Genomic DNA, 10949 nt, shown 5'->3' with positions numbered 1-10949 from the left:
CCACCTCGTCATACTCAGCCTTTTGGTAGGTCACTCATTGAATTTTGCAAAATCCTCCGTTGCCGGAATAAGCCTATTTTCCCAAAGCCTCTTCCAGGTTATTCTGCAATACAGAAATGACCTCCACGGCGTACTGCCCTTTGCCGTGAGAGGTCACCGATTACTATATCTTATCCAATTACCTTAACCTATTCTATTATAAAGGGATTTTTCTCAAGCGTCTACGCGAGCCATAACAGCATCGACCAGATGGCTGATTCTTTGCTCCGCGTCTGCCAGCGAGGAGCCGCGTACCGCAAAGTATACTTTGATTTTCGGCTCTGTGCCCGAAGGGCGCAGGCAAAACCACGAACCGTCCTCCAGTAAGAATTTGAGTACATTTTCCTGTGGAAGTCCGTCCAGACCTTGTGAGTAGTCCAGTACCTTGTCTACCTTCACGCCTGCAATCTCTTGAGGCGCGTTGCTACGCCAATCGGTCATTTTGCCCTGAATTTGTGCCACTCCATCCTTACCCTTAAGGGTACGAGACTCCAGCTTCTCAAGGAAGTAGCCAAACTGCTCGTACAGCTCTTGTAAAACATCATAGAGCGTCTTACCTTGTGTGCTGTAATAAGCAGCAGCTTCAGCGATCAGCATAGCCGCCAAGACAGCATCCTTATCGCGAGCATAATTCCCTGCCAAATAACCATAGCTCTCTTCATAGCCAAACAGGTAGGTGTACTCGCCAGTTTGGTCAAATTGGTTCATTTTCTCGCCAATATACTTGAAGCCAGTTAGCGTGTTAAACACGGTTGCTCCAAAATGTTCGGCAATGACTGCACCCATTTCGCTGGTTACGATGGTTTTGATAACAGCCCCATTATTCGGAAGCTTGCCTGTTTCTTTCAGTTGATTCAACAAGTAGTAAACCATGATCGCGCCAGACTGATTACCGGACAATACCACATATTCGCCATCACGGTTTTTCACAACTGCACCCATACGGTCAGCATCGGGGTCTGTTCCGATCAACAGATCTGCACCAATTTTCTCACCCAGCGCAATTGCCAGCTTAAACGCATCACGTTCTTCTGGGTTTGGCGACTTGACAGTCGAAAATTCAGCATCTGGCAACTCTTGCTCAGGCACAATATGCACCTGTTCAAAACCGATTTTCTCCAGCACACGACGAACCGGTACATTTCCAGTGCCATGGAGAGGTGTAAACACAACTTTGAAGTTTTTGCCTGGTCCGGCTGCAATCAGCTCACGGTTCACACTCACACTGGCTACCGTATCTACAAACGCTTCATCTTCCTCTTCTCCAAGCCAAACCAACAATCCCTGTGCCTCTGCTTCCTCACGTGTCAGACTGCGAATGTCGGCAAAAGAAGGAACCTCGCGGATATAACCAATTACCTGTTCAGCCTGATCTGGAACAAGCTGACCCCCTTCATCGTTGTATACCTTGTATCCATTATACTCAGGAGGATTGTGACTCGCTGTCACAACAATCCCTCCACTGGCTCCCAAATGACGTACACTAAACGAAAGCTGTGGCGTTGGACGCAAGGAAGGGAACAACTTAGCCACGATACCATTGCCCGCCAGCACCAAAGCTGCATCCAGAGCAAATTCTGGCGAAAAGTGACGCGAATCATGTGCAATAACAACCGAAGGTTTGCCTTCTTTACCAGCATGCTGTTCTAAAATATAGCGAGCCAGTCCTTGAGTCGCCCGTCCAATGACGTAACGGTTCATCCGGTTACTTCCTGCCCCGATCACTCCACGCAGACCGCCTGTACCAAATTCCAGCTCTTTGTAAAAGCGATCCTCCAGTTCCTGCTCGTTGCCTTCCAATGCGCGCAACTCCTGTTTGGTCTCTTCATCAATATAAGGGTCTTGCAGCCAGCTCTCAATGCCTTCTAGTGCTTTTTTACTCAACTGCGTCATACGGAATTTCCCCTCTCCATTTTTGGGTTGTCAAAACAGGATTTCTATGTACACATGCACTCGGTTCAGACGTCGTGCTTATGTAGGCAGAGCTTTAATTATTGGGGAGGGTCAGATAAAGCAAACATAATTTCGCCCTCAGCTACTACCGTATCGCCTACTTTAGCCGTAGCTTTCCCTTTGCCAAATGCGCCTTTGGAACGAGTGATTTCCACTTCAAGCGTCAGTGTATCCCCAGGAACCACCTGCCCACGAAAACGGAAACCATCCAACCCTGCCAAGAACCCGATTTTGCCACGATTGCTCTCTAGATGCAGTAATGCGACAGCCCCAACTTGAGCCAGTGCTTCGGTGATCAACACACCAGGCATAACAGGATACCCCGGAAAATGTCCAATGAAATGAGGTTCATTCATCGTTACATTTTTAATGCCTACTGCTCTTTTCCCTTCCTCCAGCTCAATAATACGATCCACCAATAAAAATGGCGCTCGATGTGGGATAATCTCCTGAATTTGATTAACATCCAATTGCAATTTGTCCATTTACCTTAATAACTCCTCCCGCTTGCAGGTTTGACTCTGTATCAGTCATGAGTTACTGCAAGCATAATATTACCCCGCTTACGCTGCATAAAAACAGCTCATAACGGCAACAATGTTAGATATCCTTCACCTACTGCAGAAGTGGAGGTTGAGATAAGGGGCTTTTTCCGCCGGTTATGCAACCTGAGGCGCGAAGAAGCCCTTTTGCCCGTGCTTGGTTTTACCCCGCAGTGTTATAAACTTCCCCATCATTATACAGTTATCAGATGCAAAAAGAAAATTACGCGGAAGTACCATATTGGGTGCTCCTATTATGGGGTGAAGCGGAGATTCAATTGAGCCAAGGGGGGAAGGGCTACGTGATTTATTTGATCTTCCGATCGCTGTTGCCCCTAAATTTTTTCATTTTATAAAACCTGCAAGGTTAAAATTTAGGGGCAAAGGCGAACGCTATCGCTTCTCCAGATTCAAATAAACCCCTCCGCCGAGTTACTTTTGGCTCAAAAAGAAAGCTCGCTTCAATAATGCTCGCTTGTCGTGAAGGGTGAAACAAAACCGAAGGCCTCTGCGATGGCCTTCATTGGCCACAATCCATGCGTGCTACGCTGGAGGCCCCTCCCTTAAAAGCATAACAAAACCCTGCGCCACTGGCACAGGGTTTTGTTATATACTACCCGCACAAATTGCGGGTGGTTTATTTTAATAAAAGTGACCCTGATGGCGGGTAGCAGCGGAGCGAAGGATTTGAATCTGGAGAAGCGCGAGCGTTCGCCTTTGCAACGGGATTTTTACATCTGAATAATTTATAAAATAAGAAAATCCCGCTGCAACAGCGATCGTAAGATCAAATCATTCGCGGAGCGACTTTTCCCGCCCCCACTCATTTAAAGTAAACTAAGGCGCAAATATAAGATCAATGACATGCTGCCAGGTTTTCCACTCGAACACGCCTGACAACCCTTGCTTACCTACAATTACATATCCTGCAATTAAGCCGCCTAACAGTGATAACAGGAGCAGCAACGGAACTATGAAATAACGAGCAGTACGCCAGCGGGATTTCGTCTTTTCAGGCACCGGACGGGAATCAGATTGTTCTTCTTTCATCACCAAATCCTTAAGCCCTCAGATTGTTGGCCAGGTTCATCATCGTATCGCTAGAAGTGAGTGCCCGTGCCGCCATTTGATACATCCGCTGAACTTGCATCATATCCGTCATTTCGCCCGCTAAATCCACATTAGATTCCTCAAGATAACCGGAACGCACAGATACGTCCGCTGGAACAGCACCTGCCACACCTGCTGCTCCGAATACATTTGCCTCTGTTACACCATTCAACAACACGAATAGGTTATCATCCCGCTGTTCCAGTCCTTCTGGACGCTGTACATCCATTAGCTTGATTCTCTGACCAACTGTCGGATCCCCAATTCCATTAGCACGAATCAGCAATTCGCCATCCGAGTTAATAGCCACCTTGGAACCCGCTGGAGCAGTCACAGGAACATCATTGTTATCCAGCACGGAGTAACCTTCAGCAGTGGTCAACATCATCGTCGCACTATCATTCGGATCAGGAACAAAATGAAAGCTACCGTCACGAGTCCAAGCTTTTTGCCCATTTCCCTGGACTTCAAACATGGCATTACCTTGAATCGCCAGATCGGTAGGAAGTCCCGTCTCCTTGAGCGGACCTTGCTCCATATTTTTCATGATTGCGGCCGTTTTAACTCCGTAGCCCAAATTATAACCGAGCGGCATGGCTCGTCCATTTTGGAGATACGTTGAAGGCTGTTGCTGCACATTGGCCAATACATCTTCAAAGGAACCCTGTTTACTCTTATAACCAACTGTATTGATATTAGCAATATTATCGGCAATTAAATCCAAACGCTGCTGCACACTGGCCATAGATACCATTGCGCCAATCATGGAGTTGTTCATCACTTACCCCCTGTTATACACGGCCTACTTCATTAACGGCCTTGTCCAAGCTTTTATCGTAAAATTGAATTACCTTCTGATTCGCCTCATACGCTCTTAACGCAGCCATCATATCCACCATCGACTGTGAAGCATCTACATTAGATACCTCCAGGTAACCTTGACGAACGGATACAGCATCATTAGCGGTCATCATTCTAGCTGTAGCACCGTCAGTATCATTCAGGCGGAAGTTCCCATTGCCCTCACGAACGAGCTGGTACGGACGATCAATGACACTAATACCGAGCGTCGTCCCTAACGTCTGGTTGGACTGGCTATCTACCAATTCGCCCCGCTCATTTACTTTAAGCGCTGAGACAGCCCCCGTCAATTGAATTGGCTTTCCATTCGTATCCAGCACCGCTGAGCCAGTCGATGAAAGCAATGCTCCTGCTCCATTTACTTGAAAATGTCCATCACGTGTATAACGAACGTTACCATTACTGTCCCGCACCGTAAAAAACGCTTCTGGACGGTAGGTGACTTCACCGTTAGCATTGATGAATTTCCCTGCCTGATCAAAAGCCATAGGTTGACCAGTAGCTGGGTCGTTCACATTAATATTGGACTGTATCGCGAAATCCGTCGCTTGTCCACTGTCCTTTAATGCTCCCTGAATGTAAGGGGAGAGGCTTTCCTCAGCAAAAACGCCAGTATTGAGCTTGCCGACCGTACGGTCCGGGTTATCAGGGTTACCACCCGTCATGGAAATAAGCATTTCGGGGAAAGAACGCTGAACACTGTTCTCCTGTTTGTATCCCGTCGTATTCATATTAGCAATATTTTGCGTCACGGTGTCATGGCGTCGTTGTTGTGTCATCAATCCGGCGGCCGCAGTATATAAACCTCTCAACATGTATGGTGCACCCCAATCCTATACTCTGCTAAAATCATATGCTCGCGCGGAGGCAGGCAACCTGTCTGACCGCACACGAGTCTCTTATAGTCACTATCGGCAGATTAGAACTTTTTCTTAACCACATGATCCAAATTATCCAGCATAATTCCTGTACCTTTAACGACACAATGCATCGGATCTTCGGCAACCAGTACCGGAACACGCAGCTCTTCAGCAAGCAGCTCGTCCAATCCACTAAGCAAGGCACCGCCACCAGTCAAAATAACACCACGGTCAATAATATCAGCTGACAGTTCCGGTGGGGTCTGCTCCAATACAAACTTGGCCGCAGCAACAATCGCCGACACAGGATCTCTAAGCGCATCCTGCACTTCATCCGCAGAAATACTTAACGTTTTGGGCAATCCGGATACCATATCCCGTCCACGGATGTCCATTTCTGCACGCCGTCCGCTCGGATGCACGGTTCCGATAGCAATCTTGATATCCTCAGCCGTACGTTCCCCGATCAAAAGCTTGTACTTCGTTTTTACATATTTCATGATGGCTGTATCAAATTTGTCCCCTGCCATTTTAATGGAAGAAGCTGTTACGACATCCCCCATAGAGAGGACTGCAACGTCAGTCGTTCCGCCACCAATATCCACTACCATGTTGCCGCTAGGCTCAAAAATATCCATTCCTGCCCCGATGGCAGCCGCTTTTGGTTCTTCCTCCAAAAATACTTCCTTGGCCCCGCTACGCTCCGCCGCTTCACGAATCGCTTTTTGCTCCACTGAGGTAATGTTCGTCGGCGCACAAATTAGAATACGAGGGTGGCTGTACCAGCTTTTTCCCCCTACCCGATTGATAAAATATTTTAACATCGCTTCTGTTACTTCAAAATCGGCGATGACACCATCACGTAATGGACGGATGGCTATGATATTACCAGGAGTACGTCCCACCATACGGCGCGCTTCCTCTCCGACAGCCAGAACTCTTTTTGTATCGCTTTCTATCGCGACAACGGAAGGTTCGTCAAGAACAACCCCCTTCCCTTTGACGTGGATAAGCACGTTGGCCGTACCGAGATCGATACCGATATCATTACTGAACATATTAAAAAGGCCCCCAAAGTGATATTTTAAAAGCTAAGATTCGACAAGAAGCGGCAAATATATGTATAAACCTACGGTTACATGTCATTTTTCGTCTTGTACCATCTTTTAACATATCATACTTCAGGGGGTTGATTCAATGGCTTTGCCAGCCAATTCACTATATATTTTTAGGACTTGCCGGAAACGAGAATCTCCCTTCGTTTGCCACTCGTTTTTTTGTACTTAATTTTCGTCGCTTCTCCTCCCCTCAGATGGCGGATGGATTTATGGTATTCGAGAATGTGCTTCACCTGATCGGCAAGATCCGGGTTGATTTCAGGCAGCCGTTCGGTCAGATCTTTATGCACCGTGCTCTTGGAGACACCAAATTCCTTGGCAATCGTACGGACCGTATTCCTTGTTTCCACGATACAGCGACCGATTTTGATGGTCCGTTCCTTGATGTAATCGTGCACGCTCCCGCCTCCCTACTGTGGATAGTTTGGTACATTATATGAGGAGCGTGCCTATATATTCGCGGTTTGGCGGGAAGACATGCTTCGGAAGGCCTATTTATTTGGCAAAAGCAGCTTATGTTTACCTTATGCACAAAAACTACACAAGAAAAAAGCAGGGAATATGGATTCCCCGCTTTGCATGCAAAGCCATGACCAAATTTATTTTTTAGGAAGCAGACCTGCTGGATTCACCGGCTTGTCATCCTGATACACTTCAAAATGCAGATGTGTTTTCAAATCCTTCTCAAGCTCGTTACGACCCGCTGAAGCAATCACATCGTTTTGTTTCACTTGATCGCCTTCTTTTACTTTCAGATCACTCAAGCTTTGGTACACCGTTTTGAGATTATTATCATGCGTGATTTCTACGACATTACCTACCAGCGGATGTTGTTCTACACGGGATACTTTGCCACTCAGGGCGGCTCTCACTTCAAACGCCTGATCGTCGGCCCGGGAAAGATCAATTCCAGTGTTAGCGGTAAATGTTTTATCGTACTCTACCATAGCTGCCGCCTGCTCATCAGCTGTTGCGTTCTCATCAAAGAACGGCTTTACGACTTGTACTGCGCCAGCATCTGTCACTGGCCATGCGATATTTTCCGACTGGGCAACTACTTCTACGCTTTCTGGCTGTTGTCCGTTAACATCGGTATTCACTGCACTTGTGCTTTGTACCGATGGACTAGCTGGGTCAGGTTTGAAAGACTTCTGGCTGGCATCCTGATAGACCCACACTAAGGTTAGTATAATGGCTGCTGCGGCAATGTAGGCTGCCGGGTATGCCCACCTTTTGGACAACAGCTTTTTCCACGAAGACGGCCGTGAAGCTCTTCCACCCTGAAAGGTTTTGGGTGTTTCTTCATGGTTTTGGTTCTGGTTTTTATTTTGTTCATTCATTTGCTCATCACCTCAGTAACCAGTGTTACCGGGTGCAACTCTTTTATACTTCAAAGTTTCGAAATATTTACTAACTTAGAATACGAGAGGCTTGCGCAAAAGAAATGCCAGTATAATAGTGAAGGAGAATTTGAGTGGCGGTATGACCTCCCTTGGCCATTCCATTGGCTCCCCACTGACTCATACCAACACCATGACCATAACCATAGGTTGTTATAGCAATCCGATTCCCTTCAGCCTTCCACGTAAACTCAGCCGAACGTAACCCCAGTTTGTTACGGATTTCCGGCCCTGTAAAGATTGAGCCACCAACCTCAATCTTCTTGATGCGATGTCCTTCCGTCTTCGAGAGTATACGAATCTCTGGCATACTTCCTCCTCCAGTAGAGGCGGCAATTGCAGTACGACTCAATCCCAATCTATCGAACACACTCTGACGACTCAGTGTGACGGTTTCTGTATAACGTGGGGCCAACTGCTTGTCCCATGGACTTGACACACTTCGTAAATAGGGTACTGGCTTCGCCCATACATCCTCTGAATTTTCAGTATAGCCGTTGCTAGTAGAAAAAAAAGATGCCGTTATGGGCTTCCCCTCATATACCATGATCGTATCCTTGGTGTCTCGTACAGCCTGCTGAATTTTAGCCAGCTCTGCGGATTTACCAGAACGCCCCCATTCTCTAGTAAGTTTGGCTTTGGAGATATAAGCCTGATGTTTAACAGTATCCGTCACATCTGCTCCCGCCGGGGCACCGCTAGTGTCATCAGCCAGCAAACGTCGGGCAATGAAGGTACGCGCGGCAATAGCCTGTGCTTTTAGTGCCTCGCCCTCGAAGCTGGGCGGCATTTCGGCGGCTACTACGCCGACAATGTATTGCTCCAGCGGTAACGTCTCCGTGCGACCGGTAGACGTGACGTACACGCGCACGTCCGGCTCTGCCGCCACCGGCACGCTGCGCGCTGGAGCAGCCGGCACCGCCGGTATCGGCGGGACGCCCGGCAAGCGCGTGACGGGCGTCTCGCCCTTTGCCGTCACGCTAGGCGCAGCTGGTGCTACCGTGCGACTGCTCGGCGGCAACGGCTGCGCCGTCTGGCGAGGCCACGCCATTAGCGCGGGCACAGCCATGGCAAGCACCAGCACCCCTGCCATGGCAGCGAATGGCAGCCATGGGCGTCTGCTACCCCAGCGCGGGGTACGCCCGGCGGATGGACGCAGGTGCGGCAGCGTCACTTGCAGCGGGGTTGCAGCGCGTGTGTCATGGGCCGCTGCTCCAGCGATAGGCAGAGCCGTATCAACGGAGTTCACAGCGGAAGGCACGGCTGTTGTACGCCGATTGGGCTTGACGCCAGTCGGCAATGTACCTCTTGTGTCCGGCTGCTGTTGCATAAGCTTATTTTTCTGTAACGAAGTAGCTATAGAGCCAGAGCGTTCCTCCGCAAGTGAAGCCTGGCAATGTTCCTTAGGATGATGAATGGGTATACGGATGCGAACCTGTGAATCTTTCATAGGCTGAAACCTCCATCAAAGGGCTAAGTGTCCGGCTGGAAGTACAGATATACTCCAGCAGATATTTTCAATCATATGAAGTCGTCCACTTTGATAGAACCATTTTAAGAGAACTGGAAGAACGAAAAAGACTGACTGTAAACAACAAAAAACCAAGCCCTTTCGGACTTGGTTCCTTATTGTTCAAGAATATACTTATGCAACATGAAGCTACATACGTTAAGGCTTAGGCGAGGGAAGGCTGGATTTTCTTAAACAGATTCCCCGACGTCTCTTCCGGCATTACGCGCTCTGTACTGGGTGAATGATCCAGTTTGGACTCTTCTACGGTCACTCTGTAAATGTCCGCTCCCAATCCAGTCAGCTTCTCAGCCAAATGAACGTAACCGCGATCGATGTGATGTACGCCGGATACCTCCGTTGTACCTTCCGCAATGAGTCCGGTCAGAATTAACGCAGCACCTGCACGCAAATCTGTAGAGGTTACTTTCGCACCTGTCAGCTTAGCATTACCAGTTACAATGGCGGAACGACCTTCGACCTTAATTTCGGCATTCATGAGATGAAATTCATCCACATGCATGAAACGATTTTCAAACACGGTTTCCGTAATAATGCTCGTTCCTTCAGCGGCAAGTTGAAGTGCCATCATCTGAGACTGCATATCGGTAGGAAAACCAGGATAAGGCAATGTTTTAACATCAACGGCCTTTAACGGCTTATCTGCAATGACACGAATTCCGTTCTCATCAGGTTGAATGGTTACACCCATTTCTTCCATCTTGGAAATAACCGGTCCTAAATGATCGGATATTGCGCCTTCTACATATACGTTCCCGCCTGTGATCGCAGCAGCAACCATATAAGTACCTGCTTCTACCCGGTCGGGAATGACGGTATGTTTTACACCATGCAGCTTCTCGACGCCTTCAATACGAATAACGCCCGTGCCCGCACCGCGTACTTTGGCACCCATTCCATTCAGGAAATTTGCGAGATCAACAATCTCAGGTTCCTTAGCAGCATTCTCGATGGTAGTTACGCCCTCAGCAAGAGTAGCGGCCATCATAATATTCTCGGTTGCTCCTACGCTGGCTACATCCAAATAAACTTTAGCTCCACGCAGACGCCCGTTACTTTTAGCTTCAATAAAACCTTGGCCCAGGCTAATCTCCGCGCCCAATGCCTCAAAACCCTTTAAATGCTGATCAATTGGTCGCGTTCCGATTGCGCATCCGCCTGGAAGCGAGATTCTTGTACGTCCCAAACGTGTAAGCAGCGGTCCCATAACCAAGAATGATGCGCGCATTTTCCTAACCCACTCGTAAGGGGCTTCACAGGAAATTATCTTCCGCGCGTCAACACGAATGACCTCATCTTGGTATGTAACGCCTGCTCCTAAGGACTCCAGCACTTTGTTAATGGTCATCACATCGTCTAGAGGAGGTGCATCAATAATAACACTTTCTCCTTCTTCTCCTAGCAGAGAAGCGGCGATGATCGGCAGAACTGAGTTTTTGGCTCCGCTGACTTTGACACTCCCGGTCAATCTGTTGCCACCGCGGACGATAAATTTGCTCATCTATGGTTCCCTCCGCGCGTCATTTCCCTTTTCC

Annotated in this window: 10 protein-coding genes; all 10 read right to left on the bottom strand. The window is 48.2% G+C overall.

Annotated features, from left to right (window positions below):
* Positions 1–213: 213 nt before the first annotated feature.
* Positions 214–1932: a phospho-sugar mutase gene (locus tag ACL9RM_RS02635; protein WP_061831644.1), complete on the bottom strand. Its 1719-nt coding sequence runs from the start codon at positions 1930–1932 to the stop codon at positions 214–216.
* A gap of 98 nt (positions 1933–2030) precedes the next feature.
* Positions 2031–2477, bottom strand: coding sequence for a 3-hydroxyacyl-ACP dehydratase FabZ (fabZ, locus tag ACL9RM_RS02630; protein WP_013312312.1), 447 nt, complete (start codon positions 2475–2477; stop codon positions 2031–2033).
* 894 nt (positions 2478–3371) lie between these two features.
* The gene (locus tag ACL9RM_RS02625; RefSeq protein WP_061831651.1) at positions 3372–3584 is read right to left on the bottom strand and encodes a DNA-directed RNA polymerase subunit beta; all 213 of its coding nucleotides are present in this window, start codon (positions 3582–3584) and stop codon (positions 3372–3374) included.
* Between the two features lie 10 nt (positions 3585–3594).
* A complete protein-coding gene (locus ACL9RM_RS02620; protein WP_235306515.1) occupies positions 3595–4422 on the bottom strand; it encodes a flagellar hook-basal body protein in 828 nt (275 codons plus the stop codon).
* A gap of 13 nt (positions 4423–4435) precedes the next feature.
* Positions 4436–5320: a flagellar hook-basal body protein gene (locus tag ACL9RM_RS02615; RefSeq protein WP_061831647.1), complete on the bottom strand. Its 885-nt coding sequence runs from the start codon at positions 5318–5320 to the stop codon at positions 4436–4438.
* Positions 5321–5424: 104 nt separating this feature from the next.
* A complete protein-coding gene (locus tag ACL9RM_RS02610; protein ID WP_023990703.1) occupies positions 5425–6423 on the bottom strand; it encodes a rod shape-determining protein in 999 nt (332 codons plus the stop codon).
* 170 nt (positions 6424–6593) lie between these two features.
* Positions 6594–6881: a sporulation transcriptional regulator SpoIIID gene (spoIIID, locus tag ACL9RM_RS02605; RefSeq protein ID WP_007432737.1), complete on the bottom strand. Its 288-nt coding sequence runs from the start codon at positions 6879–6881 to the stop codon at positions 6594–6596.
* 201 nt (positions 6882–7082) lie between these two features.
* On the bottom strand, positions 7083–7823 hold the full coding sequence (locus ACL9RM_RS02600; RefSeq protein WP_069290539.1) for a M23 family metallopeptidase: 741 nt from the start codon (positions 7821–7823) through the stop codon (positions 7083–7085).
* Between the two features lie 70 nt (positions 7824–7893).
* A complete protein-coding gene (gene spoIID, locus ACL9RM_RS02595; RefSeq protein ID WP_250266822.1) occupies positions 7894–9333 on the bottom strand; it encodes a stage II sporulation protein D in 1440 nt (479 codons plus the stop codon).
* A gap of 226 nt (positions 9334–9559) precedes the next feature.
* Positions 9560–10915 (bottom strand): UDP-N-acetylglucosamine 1-carboxyvinyltransferase, encoded by a 1356-nt coding sequence (gene murA, locus ACL9RM_RS02590; RefSeq protein WP_013312320.1) that lies wholly within the window; start codon positions 10913–10915, stop codon positions 9560–9562.
* Positions 10916–10949 lie beyond the last annotated feature (34 nt).

It is taken from the genome of Paenibacillus sp. S29 (assembly GCF_049319765.1).
Taxonomy (GTDB): Bacteria; Bacillota; Bacilli; order Paenibacillales; family Paenibacillaceae; genus Paenibacillus; species Paenibacillus polymyxa_B.
The sequence above is the reverse complement of the archived record's forward strand: the minus strand, read 5'-3'. Positions and strand labels throughout refer to the sequence as shown.

Excerpts from the sequence above, each read along its gene's own strand:
- ACL9RM_RS02635 (WP_061831644.1), bottom strand. The coding sequence starts at position 1,932 with ATGACGCAGTTGAGTAAAAAAGCACTAGAAGGCATTGAGAGCTGGCTG.
- fabZ (WP_013312312.1), bottom strand. The coding sequence starts at position 2,477 with ATGGACAAATTGCAATTGGATGTTAATCAAATTCAGGAGATTATCCCA.
- ACL9RM_RS02625 (WP_061831651.1), bottom strand. The coding sequence starts at position 3,584 with ATGAAAGAAGAACAATCTGATTCCCGTCCGGTGCCTGAAAAGACGAAA.
- ACL9RM_RS02620 (WP_235306515.1), bottom strand. The coding sequence starts at position 4,422 with ATGAACAACTCCATGATTGGCGCAATGGTATCTATGGCCAGTGTGCAG.
- ACL9RM_RS02615 (WP_061831647.1), bottom strand. The coding sequence starts at position 5,320 with ATGTTGAGAGGTTTATATACTGCGGCCGCCGGATTGATGACACAACAA.
- ACL9RM_RS02610 (WP_023990703.1), bottom strand. The coding sequence starts at position 6,423 with ATGTTCAGTAATGATATCGGTATCGATCTCGGTACGGCCAACGTGCTT.
- ACL9RM_RS02600 (WP_069290539.1), bottom strand. The coding sequence starts at position 7,823 with ATGAATGAACAAAATAAAAACCAGAACCAAAACCATGAAGAAACACCC.
- spoIID (WP_250266822.1), bottom strand. The coding sequence starts at position 9,333 with ATGAAAGATTCACAGGTTCGCATCCGTATACCCATTCATCATCCTAAG.
- murA (WP_013312320.1), bottom strand. The coding sequence starts at position 10,915 with ATGAGCAAATTTATCGTCCGCGGTGGCAACAGATTGACCGGGAGTGTC.